This is a genomic window from Gordonia humi, from assembly GCF_014197435.1.
In the GTDB taxonomy this organism is placed as follows: Bacteria; Actinomycetota; Actinomycetes; order Mycobacteriales; family Mycobacteriaceae; genus Gordonia; species Gordonia humi.
This window is the reverse complement of the sequence record NZ_JACIFP010000001.1, coordinates 4,529,701-4,547,306: the sequence shown is the minus strand read 5'-3', so window position 1 is coordinate 4,547,306 and position 17,606 is coordinate 4,529,701. Positions and strand designations below refer to the sequence as shown.

Below are 17,606 nucleotides of genomic sequence, written 5' to 3'. Positions count from 1 at the left end.
GTGCCCGGAATCTTTCGAGAGTGATCGCTTGAGGACCCCGCTCGGCGGTCGGTTCAATTCAGGTGCTTATAGGAGGACTTGGTGCTTTCCCCCCTCGTGGCGACCTTCCGGACGCCCGATCTGAGGAAGAAGATCTTCTACGTCCTCGGCATCCTCGTCCTGTATCGCCTGGGCGCGACGCTGCCGTCGCCGGGCGTGAACTTCAAGATGATCGACAAATGCGTCGACGCCGCCAGCCAGGGCGACTCAGGTCAGATCTACTCGCTGATCAACATGTTCTCCGGCGGGGCGCTGCTGCAGCTGTCGGTGTTCGCGATCGGCATCATGCCGTACATCACGGCCTCCATCATCGTTCAGCTGCTCACCGTCGTGATTCCGCGGTTCGAGCAGCTGCGCAAGGAAGGCCAGTCCGGCCAGACCAAGATGACGCAGTACACGCGTTACCTGACGCTGGCGCTGGCACTGCTGCAGTCCACCGGCATCGTCGCACTCGCCGCCAGCGGCAATCTGCTGCCGACGAGCGGAGGCGACTGCAACGGCCAGGAGATCATCCACGACCGATCGATCTTCGGCCTCATCATCATCATCCTCGTCATGACCGCGGGCGCACTGCTCGTCATGTGGTTCGGCGAACTCATCACCGAACGCGGTGTCGGCAACGGCATGTCGCTGCTGATCTTCGCCGGCATCGTCGCCCGCCTCCCCGCAGAGGGCCGCACCATCCTGACCTCGCGCGGCGGCCTCGCATTCGGCCTCGTCTGCGTCGCCGTCGTGGTGATCCTGCTGGCCGTCGTCTTCATCGAGCAGGGCATGCGCCGGATCCCGGTCCAATACGCCAAGCGCATGGTGGGACGCAAGATGTACGGCGGATCGTCGACGTACATGCCGATCAAGGTGAACACCGCGGGCGTCATCCCGGTGATCTTCGCATCGTCGCTGCTCTACATTCCGCAGCTGATCCTCCAGATCACCAACCAGAACGCGACCGAGATCTCCGGCTGGCAGGTGTGGATGCAGGACAACCTCATCAACCCGTCCAGCTGGTTCCACATCGTCGTCTACTTCCTGTTGATCATGTTCTTCACGTACTTCTACGTGGCGGTCACGTTCAATCCGGAGGAGCGGGCCGACGACATGAAGCGGTACGGCGGATTCATCCCGGGCATCCGTCCGGGTAAGCCGACCGCGAACTACCTGAGCTATGTGCTCAACCGGATCACGCTGCCGGGCTCGCTGTACCTCGGCATCATCTCGATCCTCCCGAACCTGTTCATGGACCTTGGTGGGGGTGCAGCACAGAACATTCCGTTCGGCGGCACGGCGCTGCTGATCATCGTGGCCGTCGGCCTCGACACCATCAAGCAGGTGAACAGCCAGTTGATGCAACGCAAGTACGAAGGGTTCCTGAAATGAGACTCGTGATTCTCGGTCCTCCCGGAGCAGGCAAGGGCACGCAGGCGGAGCTGCTGTCGGAGGCGCTCGGCATTCCCCACATCTCCACCGGCGACCTCTTCCGAGCCAACATCTCGCAGGGCACCCCGATCGGCGTCGAAGCCAAGAAGTACCTCGATGCGGGCAATCTGGTGCCGCCGGAGATCACCATCAACATGGTGCGCGAACGTCTCGCCGAGCCGGACGCGTCCAAGGGCTTCATCCTCGACGGCTTCCCGCGCTCGGTGGAGCAGGCCGTCGCACTCGAGGGGATCCTCGACGATCTGGGCACCGCGCTCGACGGCGTGCTCTCGTTCGAGGTCGACGCGGACGTCGTGGTGGAGCGCATGCTCGCCCGCGGCCGGGCCGACGACACCGAGGACGTCATCCGCAACCGCATGTCGGTGTACGAGACCGAGACCGCGCCGCTGCTGCAGCACTACGCCGACTCGGTCAAGACCATCGATGCCGTCGGCGAACTGCCGGAGGTCCACCAGCGCGTCCTGACCGCACTCGGCAAGGCATAGAGAACCGCACGTGGGATTTCGCAAACCGAAGGTGGTGCCGTTCCGGACGGCGGGCGAACTCGACGCGATGGCCGCCGCGGGCGCCATCGTCGGCGAGGCGCTCGTCGCGGTTCGCGCCGCGGCCAAGGCCGGGGTCAGCACCCTGGATCTCGACGAGGTCGCCGAATCGGTGATCCGCGACGCCGGAGCGGTCCCGTCGTTCAAGGGGTACCACGGCTTCACCGGCTCGATCTGCGCGTCGGTCAACGACGTCGTCGTGCACGGTATCCCGTCGGCCGACGTCGTTCTCGCCGAACACGATCTGGTGTCGATCGACTGCGGCGCCATCCTCGACGGCTGGCACGGCGACTCGGCCTGGACGTTCGGCGTCGGCGAACTCTCGACGGCCGACACCGAGCTCAACGAGGCCACCAGGATGTCGCTGGAGGCGGGCATCGCCGCGATGGTGCCGGGTGGACGTCTCACCGACGTATCGGCCGCCACCGAAGCGGGGACCAAAGCCGCGATCGACAAGTTCGGGCGCAAGTTCGGCATCGTGGCGAACTACGGCGGACACGGCATCGGACAAGAGATGCACCTGCCGCCGTTCCTGCCCAACGAGGGCAAGCCCAACCGCGGACCCCGACTCGTCGTCGGTTCGACACTAGCGATCGAGCCGATGCTGACGCTCGGCACCGAGGAGACCACCGAACTCGACGACGGGTGGACCGTCGTCACCGATGACGGAACGCGTGCCTCTCACTGGGAGCACACCGTCGCCGTCACCGAGGACGGACCGCGGATCCTCACCGTCCGACCCAGCTGAGGCACACGCCGCCTCGAATGCGCCGCCGCACATGCCGTGCGACGGCGCATTCGTCGTATACGACGCGAAGACGCGGAGTACCGTTCAAGCCACTATGACGACCGACCCCGACGATACGAGCGTGCGATCCGTGACGGACCGCCGACGTCGGCTGGCGGCGATCGGGATCGCCGTCGTCTGCGTCCTCGCCGTCATCGTCGGCGCCTACGCGGTCTACCGGGCGGCGACGTCCACACAGGAGGAACCGCGGACCGACACCGAGCAGATCGAAGACCGCGTCCGCGCCTACGGCGACGTGATGACGCACTTCGACGCCCAGGCGTTCGGCGACCTGGTCTGCGCGGGGCTCGGACCGGTCGTCGGCGCACCGGACGGGGCTCCGGAGCCGTCACAGATCGCGGCGGGCCGGGACGCGCGGACCGTGATCGACGCGGTGAAGATCACCGGCGACACCGCCGCGGTCGACGCGCGGATCGACCTGGGCGCGACATCGGTCCCGATCCCCATGACACTGCGTCGCGAGAGCGACGGCTGGTGCATCAGCGAACTCGGATCAGATTCCTGACGTCGGCTCGGCTGTGCCAGGCGCCCGCCGCGAGCACGGCGAACGTGAACCACACATAGGCCGAGCCGATGATCTGCTCCCACCACGCCCACCGCAGCTCCGCGCCGTGGCGGATCGGGAAGAACCAGTGCGCACCCGTATAGAACACGACGAGGGCGAGAACCAGCGCACCGACGAACCAGGCGTTCCGGTGGCCGTCGAGCACGGCGACGGCGGCGATCACCAGAGCGGGCACCACCCACACCCAGTGGTGCGACCAACTGATCGGAGAGACCAGCAGGATCGCGGCCGCGTTCACCGTGAGAGCCGTCGCGAGCCGATCCTCGGCGAGCAGACGGCGCATCCAGACCGCGGCCGCGGCGACGGCGATCACCGACAGCCCCAGCCACAGGATCGCCGTCGTGTGCTCGCCGAGACCCCACCGGGCCACCATGCCCCGAATCGACTGATTGCCCGCGTAGTGGGCGGCACCGATCCGGCCGGTCTCGCGGACCTTCTCGAACCAGTAGGTGCGCGAGTCGTCGGGCATCACCAGCCACACGAGACCGATCGCGACCGCGGTCGAGACGATCGTCGTCGCCAGCGCCCGCCAGTCGCGGCGGACCAGGAACAGCAGGACGAATCCGGCAGGCGTCAGCTTGATCGAGATCGCGATGCCGATCAGGACGCCGCGCGGCCACCGGCGCCACGGCACGAGGACGTCGAACGCCACCATCACCATGAGGATCGCGTTGATCTGACCGAAGTCGAGGGTCTGGGCGACCGGCTCCAGAAACTGTGCCACGGCGACCACCGCGACGACGGCCGCGAGCCGGGTCACCGGATCCACCGCGGGCCGTAGCCGCCGCAGCACCAACCACACGGTGCCGCCGACCGCGAGGAAGGTCAGCGTGTACATCAGGGCGCCCGCGGCGCCGGCAGGCATCGCGGCCAGCGGGGCGAACACGACAGCGGCCAGCGGCGGATACGTGAACGGCAGATGCACCGACCCGTGCATCAACGACGGCAGCGCGCCGTAGACGGGATCACCGTCGAGCCAGGCCTGGGCGCCGAGTCGGTAGACCATCAGATCGAGGTAGTAGCCGTTCGATCCGTTGAGACCGAGCGTCGTCGTCACGACCAGGAGGACGACGGAGGCTGCGAGGAGGAGCCCGGGAGTTCGGTTCGTGGAACGCGGCATCGGCACCGCGAAAGAATATCAGTGCTGCCAGGGAAAACACCCGCTGCGGGCGCGACGTGAAGTCAGATGTCGATCACAACGGTGACCGGGCCGTCGTTGATCAGATCGACATGCATGTGCGCGCCGAAACGACCCGTCTCGACCGTCGCGCCGGCCCCGCGGAGAGCATCGACGACGGCGTCGACGAGCGGCTCGGCCACCGGACCCGGTGCGGCGGCGTTCCACGACGGCCGACGCCCCTTCGTCGTGTCGGCGTACAGCGTGAACTGACTGATCACCAGGATCGGGGCGTCGAGGTCGGCCGCCGACGCGTCTCGGCGATCGCCGTCGCCGTCGAGGATCCGCAGCCGCCAGATCTTGTCGGCCAGCTTCCGCGCGGCGGCCGCGTCGTCGTCATGGCTGACACCGACCAGCGCCACGAGGCCCTGCCGAGAGCCGGGGAGGTCGAGGGCCCCGACCACCCTGCCGTCGACCGTGACCGACGCGGAACTGACGCGTTGAAGAACTGCTCGCATACCCCTGGACGTTACGGAGTGCCGTCGAAGACCGCATCGACCGCCCGGCTCAGGCGAGAGCGAAGACCACCGCGATCGATGCGGTCACCGTGGTCGATCCGGCGTGCACCGGAACCGACGATCTCGCGGCCATCACGACCGGTGGTCGCTCACGTCCGGGCGGGGTCTCGGAGGCCGATACGACCGGGCCGAGCTCGTACCCCGCCAGATGCGCGTACTGGCGGGCTCGTGCGAGGGCGTCGGCGTACGCCGCATCGCGCGCGGCGACCGCGGCCTCGGTCTCGTCGGAGACGATCATCGAGACATTCGTGATCCGGGTGGCGTCGCCGCCGGCCTCCGCAGCGGCGCCGAGGATCGACGGGGCGGAGTCCAGATCGCGCAGGACGGCGGTGACGTTGTGCGAGGCCTCGTATCCCACGATCGGTGCACCGTCGGGGCTGTGATCGCCGAACCGCGGATGCACCGACAGCCCGGACGTCTGCAGATCGCGGGACGCGACGCCGGCACCGCCCAACGCGTCGGTCAGCGCACGCGCCGCGCCGTTCGCCGACGCGAGGGCGTCGGCCACGGTGTCGCCGAAACAGTCGACGCCGAGTTCCACCCGCATGGCGTCCGGTGTCGCATCGGCGCCGCCGTGCCCGACGACGGACACGGTGCGCGGCGCGACGGTCGAGGTCACGAGTACAGGTTCTCCACGCGGTCCTTCATCAGCAGGGCCGTGAACCAGCCGACCACCGAGACGACGATCGCACCGAGGACCGCCGACCAGAAGAAGTCGCGCACGTCCAGACCGAGGTGGAAGACGTTGTCGGTGAGCCACGACGTCAGGCTCAGCATCAGGGCGTTGATGACGATGTGGATCAGCCCGAGGGTGAGGATGTACAGCGGGATGGCCAAGATCTGCACGACCGGCTTCACGAAGCCGTTCACCAGACCGAAGACCACGGCGACCAGCAGGACGACGCCCACCTTGGCCCACCACGTCGTGAGATCGCCGAAGTCGAACGTCACGCCGGGGACGATCAGTGTGGCGATCCAGAGAGCCAGCCCGGTCAGGGCGCTTCGAATGAGGAATGCGCGCATGGGTTCATACTGTCACGTGTTCTGAGCCGACGGTGTGAATCGTCCACGTATCGCAGTATCGCAGTATCGCGGGTCGTACCGTTGCGCCGAGGCGGCGCCGTCGTCGCGTCGACGCACCGGCCGCACCAGGCGGGGAGCCCGTGCGACTCCCGCGGGAATAGTGAGCCGGGCCCCACCGGTTGCACTCGTCATGACCGACAGTGACAAGTCAGCGCACATCGCCCGATTCGGCCGCCACGGCGTGTGGGGAGGATTCGGCCAGTTCTCCTCCGACACGGTCGGTGAGATCGAACGACTCGGATACGGAACCATCTGGCTCGGCGGGTCCCCGGCGCACCTGCGGCCCGTACGCGCGGTGCTCGAGGCGACCGAGCAGATCACCGTCGCCACCGGCATCGTCAACATCTGGAACACCGATCCGGCCGCCATCGCCGCCGAGTTCGTCGAACTCGACCGTGACTTCCCGGGACGCTTCTACCTCGGGATCGGCGCGGGTCATCCCGAGGCGACGGCCGAGTACACCAGCCCGTACCAGGCGGTGCAGGCCTATCTCGACGCGCTCGACGGCGGAGGCGTTCCGGTGAACCGCCGTGTCCTCGCCGCACTCGGACCGAAGATGCTCGCGCTGTCGGCCGAACGCGCGCTCGGTGCGCATCCGTATCTGACGCCGCCCGCGCACACCGCCGTCGCACGCGAGACCCTCGGCGACGGCGCGCTCCTCGCGCCCGAGCACAAGGTGGTCGTCGACACCGATCCGGTGGCCGCGCGCGCCGTCGGCCGCCCGCCGGTCGACCAGCCGTACCTGCACCTGCGCAACTACACGTCGAATCTGAAACGACTCGGATACACCGACGCGGACATCGCCGACGGCGGCACCGACGACCTGATCGACGCGCTCGTCGCCCACGGCGACGCCGCTGCCGTTCGCGCGAAGGTCGACGAGCATCTCGCCGCGGGCGCGGACCACGTCGCGATCCAGGTCCTGGGCTCGTCGGACGTGACCGTCGAGTTGGCGGCGATCATCCGAGCGTGAGAGACCCTCTCAGCCGGTGACGCTCGCTATCCGATCTGGATCGGGAAGAACACCGTGTAGATGAGCGTGAGGATGAAGTTGACGCCGATGATGCCGACCGTGGAGACCACCACGGTGGCGTTGACTCCGTTGGCCACCCCCTGCGGGCCGCCACGCGCCTCGAGGCCCCGCTGACAGCCGATGACCCCGATGATGAGGCCGAACACGATCGCCTTCACCGCGCCCAGGACCAGATCGCGTCCGGAGGCGAACGCCCCGAACGATTGCCAGTAGCTGCCCGGGCCGACGCCCTGGATCGTGACCGCCAGATAGAACGCGGCGACCACGCCGACCAGGATGATGAACAGTGCGAGCAGGGGAGCGACGATCGCCGCGGCCAGCACCCGCGGAACCACGAGGCGCTGGATCGGATCGATGCCCATCGTGCGCATCGCGTCGATCTCCTCGCGCACCGTGCGGGCGCCCAGATCGGCGGCGATCGCCGAAGCCCCCGCCCCACCGAGAAGCACACCCGAGGCCAGCGGTGCGGCCTGCTGGATCACCGCGAACCCACTCGCCGCACCGAGCAACGACTGTGCGCCCAGCTGATTGATGATGTTGCCGATCTGGATGGTGACGATCACACCGAACGGGATCGCCATCAGGAACGCGGGGATCGCGGTGACGCTGACCAGGTACCAGCCCATCACCACGGTCTCCTTGACCTTCAACCGGCCGCGGACGATGTCGGTGACGATCGCGACGACGGTGACGATCGCGAGCCGGAACGTGCGACCGAGCGTCCGTACCGGTCCGAGCGCGTTGTCGGAGAAGTTGTCCGTCCAACCGCCGATCGCCGACGGGCGCTCCCGGCCCTCGATCCGCACGTCAGTTGCCCGGCGCGGGAGCCGGCGCCGGAGTCCCGGGCGCGGCGGGTGCGGGCGGTGCCGGCGTGTCGGTCTGTCCGGCGCCGGGCTGCGGCAGACCGGGGATCGAGTCGAGCGGACCGTTGCCCGCCGGATCGCCGACCGCGGTGATCATCCAGTCCTTGGACCGGTCCATCACCACTTGGAACGCACTGACCTGGCTGGATCCCGACGGGTTCTGGATCGTCGACATGTTCACGTTCAGGGTCGCGTCGACGCGGAACAGGTCGCCGTCGGCGTCGGTCACCGAGGTCGTGATCAGGTCCGCCGTGCTCTTGATCCGCATCATCGGCAGCACCTGCTCCATGGCGGTGCCCGCGGCGGTCAGGGTGCGGGCCAGTTCGGGGGAGACGCCCTTCTTCGCGGCCGTGATCCACGCGGTCACATCCTGGTAGTCGAGGGTCATCGCGGCGACCGCGTAGTCGCCCGCGACCCGCTCGGCCTCGGCCTCGTCGGCCTGCTCGGCGCGCACGGCGTCGAGGTCGCCACGCGCGGAGAAGTCGCGGACGGCGAATACGACGGTCGATGCGATGAGCGCGATGATCATCAGTCCGGCGATCAGCATGGGAACGGACAGCGTGACCTGCCTGCGTGGGCGTCGGTCGGTCTTCGTCTCCTTCGCCGACGACTCGGACGTCGGTTCGTCACCGGTCGACGCGGGCGCCGCATCGTCGGTGGTGGTCTCGTCCTCGGGGACGACGTCGTCGTGGGTCAGTGTCTGCTCAGACATCGGATACTCCATTCGGTGCGGGAGAGGTACGGGTCATTTCGGTTGGGTGATGACGAGTCGGACGCCGTCGCCGCCGCCGAACAGTTCGAGCGCCTGCGACAGGAACGCACTCATGTCGATCGGCGGGACGGTGCCGTCGATAGCGGTGGCGATCGGCAGCAACGGTCCGAGGGCGTCCATGACCTCGGGCAGGATCTTCCGCAGGTACGGGTTGAGCCGGGTGAGGAACGGGTACAACGAGTCGCGCATCGCCGAGTTCAGATGCCCCTGATTCACGAGCCTGCCGGTCGCGTCGAGGGCGGTGTCGAAGTCGACGACGATGTCGCCCAGCCCGCCGGAGAACAACGGCAGCTGCTCCAGGATCCAGTCGAGGTTCGACGTGTAGATCTGCGTGTTGGCGAACATCGTCCGCAGCCGCGGGGAGCGGGACAACAGCATCGCCGCCACGAGCCGCGTGCCGTCGCTGATCCGGTCGAGGGAGTCCTGCGTCCCGTCGAGCGCCTCCGACACGGTCTTGAGGATCCCCGACATCGGATCGGCGGCGAACAGCGACGACATCGTCGAGATCCGATCGAATATCCCCGGGATCGACTCGGGTTCGTCGAGGGCGTCCGCGGCGACCGTCGCACCGTTCTCGAGGTAGCCGCCGCGGCCTGTTCCCGGAACGAAGTTCAGGAACGGTTCGCCGAGCGCGGACTGCAGGCCGATCGACAGCGTCGAATCCGCGGGCAGTCGGTTCTGCGCGTCGTACTCGAGAACCAGCGTCGCCCCCTCGGGCTGCAGGCGGACGTCGGCGACGCTGCCGATGCGGACCCCGCTGACGAAGACTCCGGTGTCCTCGAGAACGAGGTTGGCGTCGGTGACCTCGACATACGCGGTCTTGGTGTTCGCCAGCGGATGCCAGTGATAGGCCTGGGTCGCGAGGTAGCCGCCGCACACCACGACGACGACGGCGAACGCCAACACGTTGAGGGCCAGTTCGATCCTGCTGTTTCGGTTCACTCCACCAGCCCCAACATGCGGAACATTCGGACCATCTGTGCGGTGACGTCACGGTCGGAGACGTTGTTGGCGACGGTGACCGATCGCAGGTCGACGCCGGGCGCATTGTTCAGCCACGGGATCACCTTGTCGGTGAGCACGTCGCTGAGCATCTCGGCGTTGGAGATCGTGTTGCCCGGATATCCGGGGATCATCAGCGGGGTGAGCACGTCCTGGACGGTTCGAGTCAGGCTCGTCAACACCGGGACCAGCGGCATGGCCGGGCCGAGCGCATCGGACAGTCGGCCGAGGATCGCCACCATGTAGGTGGTGTCGCTGATGGCTTTGAACTGGTTGACGCCCGCCGGGCTGAGCGTGAACTCGAGAGTGTCGCGCATCGACGTGAGCCGGGTCGAGAGCGCGGCGAGGTCGGTCAGGATGCCGCCCAGATCATCGGTGCTGGTCGCCCATGTGTCGAGCGTGTCGGTGAGCACCGATTCGATCTTCACGATCTCCTTCGGATCCTCCGGGAACTGCCCGGTCAGCGCGTTGAACGTGTTGCCGAGCTGGAGCAGGCTGCCGCTGCCGAGGAAGTTCGTCAACGACGACATCAACTGTTCGATCTGCACTGGCTGCGCCACCTGCTTGAGCGCGAGCGTCCCTCCGGGACGCAGGGCGTCGCCGCTGGGGTCGCGCGGATTGGTGATCGACACGTAGGTGTCGCCGAGCAGCGTGTCCTGGCGCAGTTCGAGCCGGGCCGACGCCGAGACCACGACGCCGTCGTGAATGCGCAGCGTGATCCGGGTGGCGCCGTCGGCGGGTTCGATCGCCGCGACGCCGCCCGCGGTGATGCCGCCGACCACCACGTTCGATTCGAGCGGGAGGTTCACGGCGGTCGGGACGAGCGCCGCGATCTCGTAGCCGTCGGACATGCTCTGCGGCGTCGGCAGGTTCTCCGGGGCGAACTTCGCGTACGCCGAGCATCCGGTGAGACCGAGAGTCGCCACCACCGCGAGAACCACCGCGCGGATCGCGGCGGTCCGTACCCTCTGCAGATCGATCGTCATCGGGCCGCTCCCGTCATGGTGAGGATCAGCGTCAGCACGTCGATGTCCATGCCGGACGGATCGGTCACGGTGCACTGGCCGGGGGCGTACCGGTTGATGTTGGCGCATGTGGCCTTCGGATTCTGCGCCGGAATGCGGGTGGTCGGCGGCGTGTACCGGATGCGCAGCCCCATGTTCTTCTGGTCGAACGAGACCGTGAACGCGCGGATCAGGACGGGCACGATGCCCAGGACGTCGCCGAAGCTGCGCATGCCGTTGCCGACGAGACGAGCCAGCGGGACGACGACGTCGGCTGCGGGCCAGATGAAGTGGCTGTACTGGTCGATGACGCCGCTGAGCATGTTCAGGGTCTCCGGCAGCGCGCCGATGATGCCCGCGACGCTGTCGACGGTCGGCAGGATCAGCGGCTTCACGACTCCGGAGATCTCAGTGATGAACGATTCCAGGAACCCCCAGTTGCTCGCCAGCCCCGTCGACAGCGAACTCGCGCTGTCGATGATCCGGGAGGTGTCGGTCAGCGCGCCGTTGATGGGCGTGCGGCCGGGTTGAGCGAGCTGTTTGATGATCGTGTTCAACAGCGGACCGGTGCCGTCGAGGGCGTCGTCGAGGCGGGTCATCGCCGACAGCACCTGCTTCGACTCGGCCAGACCTCCGTCGGTCGTCAGTTGCGCGGCGACGTCGGACAGGCTCTGCATCGACTCCGATATCGACGCGGGTGTGTTGGTGTCGATCTTCGGGATGCATCGGTCGGTCGCCAGTTCGGGGCCGCCGGTGTAGTCGCCGATCAGCGCGAGCTGTCGGACCGCGATCACCGACGGCGCGACGGTCGCCGCGGACACGTCGGCGGGGATCTTCTGCCGGTTCGACGCGGTGAACCGGACGACGGCGTGACCGTCGGCGGTGTCGACGCCGGTGATCTCGCCGATCGGCACCCCGCGGCGGGTCACCTGGTTGCCGACGAACAGACCGGTGGCGTCGTCGAACTCGGCGCAGTACGACGCCGCGCGCGAGGACTGCCGGTCGGCGATCAGGAAGCCGGCGACCACGGCGACGACCACGGAGACGGCGATCCCGGTGATCAGCCAGGGGGAACGGAGGACTGTGGCGATCATCAGCACCTCACCCCCGGCAACGGAATGCAGAAGTTCGAGGTCAGCAGGGTCTGGCCGTGGTCGACGACGATCGAGCCGTCGGGTTGGACCATGCCCTCCAGGCGGGTGATCAGATCCCGGCCCTGTTCGATCATCGGCGTGTACTTCTCCAGCGCCGGACCGAACTCGCGGCCCACCGCGTCGATCCGGTCGACGAGCGGCTGGACGTCCTTGGTGTAGAGCATCGCCAGACCGCGCACGCGCTGAAGGAGCAGCGACAGGTGGTCGAGCACCACGTTGAGGCGGGAGCCGAAGATCGAGTACTCCGAGATGAACGAGTCGAGGTTGCGGGCGAGCTCGGTGAGGACGTCGCCGTCGGCGTCGATCTGCTCGGCGTAGTCGGCGGCCAGTCGCAGCATGGAGCCGAACTGGTCCTGGCGCTGCTGGAGATTGGTGAGCATCGACTGCATGATCGTCAGATTCGTGCGGAGCGCGTCCGGATTCTCCTCGAGGGCGACGCCGATCTGCGCGATGGATCTGCGTGCGGGAGCTGCGTCGATCTCGGCGAGCTTGGGCTGCATCTTCTGAAAGGTCTCGGCGAGGCTGTACGGGATGCTGGTGCGCTCCTGCGGGATCACCGCGTCGCCGAGCGGCACGGTGCCGACCGTCGTCAGATCGATGTAGCTGCCGCCGACGATGGTGAGCATCTTGACGTCGGCGTCGGTCTCGTCGCCGAGGAACGTGCCCCAGCGCACGGCCATCTCGACGTCGACGTGATCGCCGGCGAGTTCGACCTTCTTGACCGTGCCGACCGGCACGCCCGCGACGCGGACGCTGTCCCCGGAGGAGAGCTGTCCCGCCTCGGTGAACTCGGCGACCACCCGGTAGTGGCCGGGCGAATACCAGTAGATCGCGCCGCCGATCAGGGTGGCGACGAGCGTGACACCGACGGCGGCGACACCCCACCCGAGTTCGAGGGCCCGATCGTGCCGGGCGGTCTTGGGTCGCGGGTCGATCACCCAGTCGATCACCGCGCGGACCCACCGCCAGGGTGCGGTGACGATTCTCAACGCTTGCACAGGGTCACCCGGTTCTCTCCGATGAACAGCGCGAGATCGGCGGGCAGCTCCGCCCGGCCCCTGCTGCACGTCGTCGGGGTCGTCGGGGCACCGGCCGCCGGCGTGGCGCCGTCGACGACACGCAGCAGCGGAGGGGCCAGAGACAGCATGGCGATGGCGGCCTCCATACCTGGTTTCGCCTGGGCGATCAGGCTGTTCGCGTCGGGGGTCTCGTTGGGCTGCACGCCGAGCGAGGCGAGAAGACGATCGGCCTGGACGAGAATCGCCCCGGTCTTGTCCGCCAGGTCGCGCAGGGACGGCGTCCACTGGGCCAGCACGCTGCCGAACCGGGAGATGTAGTCGATGATCGGCGTGATGTACTGCGCGCGGCCCTGGATCGACCCGGACAGCTCGGCGAGATTGTCGACGAGGGTGTCGAGGACCTTCGCGCGGTCGTCGGCGAATTCGACGACCTTGGTCAGGGAGGCGACGAACGTGCTGAATCCGGTGCCGTCGCCCTCGAGGAGGGCCAGGAGACTCTCCGAGAAGTGGTTGATGTCGTCGGTGTTCATCGTCGCGAACACCGGGGCGAGTCCGTGGAAGACACGTGTCACGTCGAAGGACGGGACCGTCGAGCCGGTGTCGACGACCTGTCCCTTGCGAACCGGTGTCCCCGGATCGTCGGGTTGTTGCACGTCGACGTAGCGGATTCCGGTGAGGTTGAGGTAGCGGATCGCGAGTGTCGTGTTGTCGTAGACCTTCTGCGTGTCGTCGAGTTCGAACTCCACCCGGCCCACCGAGTCGCCGTTCGCGTCGTCGTGGTGGACCGACACCTCGGTCACCTTGCCGACGCGGGCGCCGCGAACTCGGACGTCGCTGCCGACCTTGAGCCCGGCGACGCTGGTGAAGTCGGCGGTGTAGGTCGCGGTGGCGGCGTCGATCGGGCGGACGATCGCGTTGCCGATGAACAGTCCGCCCGCCACACAGAACACGGCGAACACGATCAGGTAGATCAGGGCGCGGGAGAACTTGGTCATCGTCGCCCGCCGTTCGCCGGCCGGTCCAGGGCGACGCCGAGCGCGGGCGCCGAGGCGATCAGAGCGTCGAGGGTCAGGACGGGCCTGCCGTCGGGGCCCGGCGGCAGCGCGTGGTTCAGGTTCGCGATCAGCTGGGCGATCTGCCTGCCGTTGCGCTGCGACCCCGGGAAGGTGTCGTTGATCCGATTCAGCAGAGCGGTCAGCACCGGCATCAGGGGAGCGGTCTGACCGAGTTCGGGATCGGACAGCAGCTCGGTGACCTCGTCCATCGCCGGTCCGGCGGTGAACGAGAGTCCGGCCTCGGCCAGTTCGGTGTATCCGGGGCGACGCGGCGCCTCCCACGCCATCAGCTGTCTGATCGGCGGCAGAAGATCGTCGAAGGTGCCGCGGAGCTGACCGATCAACTCGGTGAACTGGGGGAGCGTGGTGCGGGGACTCACCACCTGGGTCTCGGCGATGTCGCTCATGATCTGGCCCGCGACGCCCAGGATCGGCAGCAGCCCGTCGGTGGCCTGGTCGGCGACGGCGAGGATGTCGCTCATATACGGGTCGAACGCCTCGTTCTGCACGTCGCTGAGCTTGCGAAGCAGGGTGGTCATGGTGGCGTCCTCCGGATCGCCCGCCTCCAGGGTCGACCCGTTGTGCAGCAGCGCGCCGCCGGACTGGCTGGTCAGCACGACGGCGGAGATCCCGAACAGGTTCTTCGGTGCGTACGACACCAGCGCGCGGTCGGTCAGGACGGTCAGCGCCTCGTCGCCGGAGTCGCCGTGCAGGTCGAGGGTCACCTCGTAGCTGCCGGGGGAGGCGAGTCGGATGTCGGAGACGGTGCCGATCTCCGAGCCGTTGAGGATCACCGCGGACCCGGAGGTGATGCCTCCGGCGACCGATTCGGTGACCATCGTGATGTGCGTCGAGTCGTCGGGCAGCGCGCGGACGCCGACGGCTGTCGCAGTGCTCGCCACGGCGACGACGCCGATCGTCGCGAGGGCACGGTTGCGGTAGGTGGCCGCGCTCGCCGACATACCGGGTATGCGGAATTCAGTCACGGGGCGTCATCCTCGGAACAGGAACGGGGAGTTGACGCCCCAGAAGGCGAGCGTCAGGGCGAGGTCGAGGACCATGATCGCGACGAGGCTGGCGCGGACCGCGCGCCCGGACGCCACCCCGACTCCTTCGGGACCGCCGTGGGCGAAGAACCCCTTGTAGCAGTGGATCAGGGTGATCGCGACGACGAAGGTGATCGTCTTGACCGTCGCCGCCAGCATGTCCGGGAAGTTCACGAACTGGTCGAAGTAGTGGGCGTAGGCGCCCGCCGAGCCGCCGCGGGCCACCACGACGACCGAACTCGACAGATAACTGGCGACCAGCGCGACCAGGAAGGTCGGAATGGTGGTGAGGATGCCCGCGATCACGCGAGTGGACACGACGAACGACATCGAGTGCACGCCGATCACCTCGAGGGCGTCGATCTCCTCGCTGATCCGCATCGAGCCGATCTCGGCGGTCATCCGGCAGCCCGCCTGGATCGCGAAGGCGACGGCGGCCAGGATCGGCGCGAACTCGCGGGTGATGGCGAACGACGACACCGAGCCGGTCATCGGGCCGAGTCCGATCAGGTTCAGCGTGCTGTCGGAGATGATGGCGACCGTCGCCCCGGCCGCGACGCCCAGACCGGCCATGAGCAGGGCGGTGCCGCCGCCGACGACGACCGCGCCTCGGCCCCAGGTGAGGTCGGTGACCGTGCGGATCGTCTGGCGCGGATAGCGCAGCGGGGTCACCGGCACGTAGCGGACGGTCTGCCAGAGGAACGTCAGGAACTGGCCGAGATAGCTCAACGAGACGTCGACGTCGTTCTTCGCCGAGACGAGCCACCGCAGGCGGCGAGGCTCATACGTTGATGGAATGCCCACTCTGCTCGATCCCCCGACCCGTCTCGTCTGCCGTCGTCGCCGGCCCCCGCCAGCGCGGTGTTACAACTGATGTGTGTTTTGTACCACGAATGGAACGACAATGCGAAGTTTGTTACATCGGTTCGAGTGGGTGTGCCGGGGTGCCGCGGTGTGACGTCACCCGGCCCGACTTGGAGAGAAGTGTCCATCTCGCGTAGACTCGAACCTCGGTGCGTCGTGCGGTTCCGCATGTCTGCGATCAGGTGTCGAGAGGTGTCTGATTCGGACTTCGGTCGCAGGTGGGGCACCGGAAGTACCGGAAAGTCGAAGGATCCAAGGTTGGCGGCGTCATCGGACGTCGCTGAGGAATCGCGGAGGATATGGCTAAGAAAGACGGAGCCATCGAGGTCGAGGGTCGAGTGGTCGAACCCCTGCCCAATGCAATGTTTCGCATTGAGCTGGAGAACGGACACAAGGTTCTCGCCCACATCAGCGGAAAGATGCGGCAGCACTACATCCGCATCCTCCCGGAGGACCGTGTGGTCGTAGAGCTCTCGCCCTACGACCTCGCCCGTGGACGCATCGTCTACCGGTACAAGTAACCCTGGAAGTTCAACAAGGAGAACGCTGACGTGAAGGTCAAGCCGAGCGTCAAGCCGATCTGCGAGAAGTGCAAAGTGATCCGCCGCAACGGCCGGGTCATGGTGATCTGCGACAACCTGCGTCACAAGCAGCGTCAGGGCTGATCAACGCCCCTCTTCGGGTCGCTTGAAACACACAACTGAATATCGATCGATGAACTTCCAGCACCAGTGTCCGCAGACGCGCGGACACCCACCCCCGGTTCAGAGGCCGGGGCCCGACGTATGAGTTCGGGACGGACTGGAAGCAGACCTCTGAGACACAAGAAGGAAACGCCACATGGCACGTGTTGCTGGTGTGGATCTTCCCCGCGAAAAGCGGCTGGAGATCGCACTCACATACATCTACGGAGTTGGTCGTACCACCTCCAAGGAGATCATCGCCGCCACCGGCATCTCGCCGGACCTGCGCGCGAAGGATCTGACCGACGCAGACGTCTCGAAGCTGCGTGAGTACATCGAGGCCTCGGTGAAGGTGGAGGGCGACCTCCGCCGCGAGGTGCAGGCCGACATCCGTCGCAAGATCGAGATCGGCTGCTACCAGGGTCTGCGCCACCGTCGCGGCCTGCCGGTCCACGGTCAGCGCACCAAGACCAACGCCCGCACTCGTAAGGGCCCGAAGAAGACCATCGCCGGGAAGAAGAAGTAATGCCTCCGAAGTCACGTAGCGCAGGCCCCAAGAAGGGCACCCGCCGTCGCGATAAGAAGAACGTCCCGCTCGGCCACGCACACATCAAGTCGACGTTCAACAACACCATCGTCTCGATCACCGACCCCGAGGGCAATGTGATCAGCTGGGCCTCGTCCGGCCACGTGGGCTTCAAGGGCTCGCGTAAGAGCACCCCGTTCGCCGCGCAGCTCGCTGCCGAGAACGCCGCTCGCAAGGCGCAGGAGAACGGCGTCAAGAAGGTCGACGTCTTCGTCAAGGGTCCGGGTTCGGGTCGCGAGACCGCCATCCGTTCGCTGCAGGCAGCCGGCCTCGAGGTCGGCACGATCTCCGACGTGACCCCGCAGCCCCACAACGGCTGCCGTCCGCCCAAGCGGCGCCGGGTCTAGGCGAGAGAGGAA

Annotated in this window: 22 protein-coding genes; 9 read left to right on the top strand and 13 right to left on the bottom strand. The window is 67.2% G+C overall.

Going from position 1 to position 17,606, the window contains the following annotated elements:
- The first annotated feature begins 81 nt into the window (after nucleotides 1-81).
- From secY to BKA16_RS21070, 4 genes are all read left to right on the top strand, one after another.
- Nucleotides 82-1,413, top strand: coding sequence for a preprotein translocase subunit SecY (secY, locus tag BKA16_RS21085; RefSeq protein WP_183372510.1), 1,332 nt, complete (start codon nucleotides 82-84; stop codon nucleotides 1,411-1,413).
- A complete protein-coding gene (locus tag BKA16_RS21080; protein ID WP_183372509.1) occupies nucleotides 1,410-1,958 on the top strand; it encodes an adenylate kinase in 549 nt (182 codons plus the stop codon). The genes secY and BKA16_RS21080 overlap by 4 nt, the downstream gene beginning before the upstream one ends.
- A 10-nt stretch (nucleotides 1,959-1,968) precedes the next feature.
- Nucleotides 1,969-2,763 (top strand): type I methionyl aminopeptidase, encoded by a 795-nt coding sequence (gene map, locus BKA16_RS21075; RefSeq protein ID WP_183372508.1) that lies wholly within the window; start codon nucleotides 1,969-1,971, stop codon nucleotides 2,761-2,763.
- Between the two features lie 121 nt (nucleotides 2,764-2,884).
- A complete protein-coding gene (locus BKA16_RS21070; RefSeq protein ID WP_183372507.1) occupies nucleotides 2,885-3,328 on the top strand; it encodes an Rv0361 family membrane protein in 444 nt (147 codons plus the stop codon).
- Here BKA16_RS21070 and BKA16_RS21065 read toward each other — a convergent pair.
- The 4 genes from BKA16_RS21065 to BKA16_RS21050 form a co-directional block, all read right to left on the bottom strand.
- On the bottom strand, nucleotides 3,303-4,508 hold the full coding sequence (locus BKA16_RS21065) for a glycosyltransferase 87 family protein (RefSeq protein WP_183373225.1): 1,206 nt from the start codon (nucleotides 4,506-4,508) through the stop codon (nucleotides 3,303-3,305). The two genes, BKA16_RS21070 and BKA16_RS21065, sit on opposite strands and share 26 nt — an antisense overlap.
- Nucleotides 4,509-4,570: 62 nt before the next feature.
- On the bottom strand, nucleotides 4,571-5,023 hold the full coding sequence (gene dtd / locus BKA16_RS21060; protein ID WP_183372506.1) for a D-aminoacyl-tRNA deacylase: 453 nt from the start codon (nucleotides 5,021-5,023) through the stop codon (nucleotides 4,571-4,573).
- A 49-nt stretch (nucleotides 5,024-5,072) separates the two neighbouring features.
- The gene (locus BKA16_RS21055) at nucleotides 5,073-5,702 is read right to left on the bottom strand and encodes an SIMPL domain-containing protein (protein WP_183372505.1); all 630 of its coding nucleotides are present in this window, start codon (nucleotides 5,700-5,702) and stop codon (nucleotides 5,073-5,075) included.
- Nucleotides 5,699-6,106 (bottom strand): phage holin family protein, encoded by a 408-nt coding sequence (locus BKA16_RS21050; protein ID WP_183372504.1) that lies wholly within the window; start codon nucleotides 6,104-6,106, stop codon nucleotides 5,699-5,701. The genes BKA16_RS21055 and BKA16_RS21050 overlap by 4 nt, the downstream gene beginning before the upstream one ends.
- A gap of 190 nt (nucleotides 6,107-6,296) precedes the next feature.
- Between BKA16_RS21050 and BKA16_RS21045 the strand changes: the two genes are divergently transcribed.
- Nucleotides 6,297-7,139, top strand: a complete 843-nt coding sequence (locus tag BKA16_RS21045; protein ID WP_183372503.1) for an LLM class F420-dependent oxidoreductase — start codon at nucleotides 6,297-6,299, stop codon at nucleotides 7,137-7,139.
- 26 nt (nucleotides 7,140-7,165) lie between these two features.
- Here BKA16_RS21045 and BKA16_RS21040 read toward each other — a convergent pair whose 3' ends face one another.
- The 9 genes from BKA16_RS21040 to BKA16_RS21000 are packed head-to-tail and all read right to left on the bottom strand — an operon-like array spanning nucleotide 7,166 to nucleotide 15,918.
- Nucleotides 7,166-8,005 carry an ABC transporter permease gene (locus BKA16_RS21040; protein WP_183372502.1) on the bottom strand — a complete coding sequence of 280 codons (840 nt, stop codon included), beginning with the start codon at nucleotides 8,003-8,005 and terminating at the stop codon, nucleotides 7,166-7,168.
- A 1-nt stretch (nucleotide 8,006) separates the two neighbouring features.
- Nucleotides 8,007-8,774: a hypothetical protein gene (locus BKA16_RS21035; RefSeq protein ID WP_183372501.1), complete on the bottom strand. Its 768-nt coding sequence runs from the start codon at nucleotides 8,772-8,774 to the stop codon at nucleotides 8,007-8,009.
- A gap of 33 nt (nucleotides 8,775-8,807) precedes the next feature.
- Nucleotides 8,808-9,776, bottom strand: a complete 969-nt coding sequence (locus tag BKA16_RS21030; protein ID WP_183372500.1) for an MlaD family protein — start codon at nucleotides 9,774-9,776, stop codon at nucleotides 8,808-8,810.
- Nucleotides 9,773-10,822 carry an MlaD family protein gene (locus BKA16_RS21025; RefSeq protein WP_183372499.1) on the bottom strand — a complete coding sequence of 350 codons (1,050 nt, stop codon included), beginning with the start codon at nucleotides 10,820-10,822 and terminating at the stop codon, nucleotides 9,773-9,775. Before BKA16_RS21025 ends, BKA16_RS21030 begins: the two co-directional genes overlap by 4 nt.
- Nucleotides 10,819-11,934, bottom strand: a complete 1,116-nt coding sequence (locus BKA16_RS21020; RefSeq protein ID WP_183372498.1) for an MlaD family protein — start codon at nucleotides 11,932-11,934, stop codon at nucleotides 10,819-10,821. Before BKA16_RS21020 ends, BKA16_RS21025 begins: the two co-directional genes overlap by 4 nt.
- Entirely contained in the window at nucleotides 11,934-12,992 is a 1,059-nt protein-coding gene (locus BKA16_RS21015; RefSeq protein ID WP_183372497.1) for an MlaD family protein, read from the bottom strand. The genes BKA16_RS21020 and BKA16_RS21015 overlap by 1 nt, the downstream gene beginning before the upstream one ends.
- Nucleotides 12,980-14,008: an MlaD family protein gene (locus BKA16_RS21010; RefSeq protein WP_183372496.1), complete on the bottom strand. Its 1,029-nt coding sequence runs from the start codon at nucleotides 14,006-14,008 to the stop codon at nucleotides 12,980-12,982. The genes BKA16_RS21015 and BKA16_RS21010 overlap by 13 nt, the downstream gene beginning before the upstream one ends.
- Complete coding sequence (locus BKA16_RS21005) at nucleotides 14,005-15,054, bottom strand: MlaD family protein (RefSeq protein WP_183372495.1); 1,050 nt, start codon at nucleotides 15,052-15,054, stop codon at nucleotides 14,005-14,007. The genes BKA16_RS21010 and BKA16_RS21005 overlap by 4 nt, the downstream gene beginning before the upstream one ends.
- Before the next feature lie 6 nt (nucleotides 15,055-15,060).
- Nucleotides 15,061-15,918 (bottom strand): ABC transporter permease, encoded by an 858-nt coding sequence (locus tag BKA16_RS21000; protein WP_183372494.1) that lies wholly within the window; start codon nucleotides 15,916-15,918, stop codon nucleotides 15,061-15,063.
- Nucleotides 15,919-16,277: 359 nt separating this feature from the next.
- Here BKA16_RS21000 and infA point away from each other — a divergent pair, with 359 nt between their 5' ends.
- From infA to rpsK, 4 genes are all read left to right on the top strand, one after another.
- A complete protein-coding gene (infA, locus tag BKA16_RS20995; RefSeq protein WP_007616247.1) occupies nucleotides 16,278-16,499 on the top strand; it encodes a translation initiation factor IF-1 in 222 nt (73 codons plus the stop codon).
- 30 nt (nucleotides 16,500-16,529) lie between these two features.
- A complete protein-coding gene (gene rpmJ / locus BKA16_RS20990; RefSeq protein ID WP_009679193.1) occupies nucleotides 16,530-16,643 on the top strand; it encodes a 50S ribosomal protein L36 in 114 nt (37 codons plus the stop codon).
- Nucleotides 16,644-16,818: 175 nt separating this feature from the next.
- Complete coding sequence (gene rpsM, locus BKA16_RS20985) at nucleotides 16,819-17,187, top strand: 30S ribosomal protein S13 (RefSeq protein ID WP_183372493.1); 369 nt, start codon at nucleotides 16,819-16,821, stop codon at nucleotides 17,185-17,187.
- The gene (rpsK, locus tag BKA16_RS20980; protein ID WP_006895581.1) at nucleotides 17,187-17,594 is read left to right on the top strand and encodes a 30S ribosomal protein S11; all 408 of its coding nucleotides are present in this window, start codon (nucleotides 17,187-17,189) and stop codon (nucleotides 17,592-17,594) included. Before rpsM ends, rpsK begins: the two co-directional genes overlap by 1 nt.
- Nucleotides 17,595-17,606 lie beyond the last annotated feature (12 nt).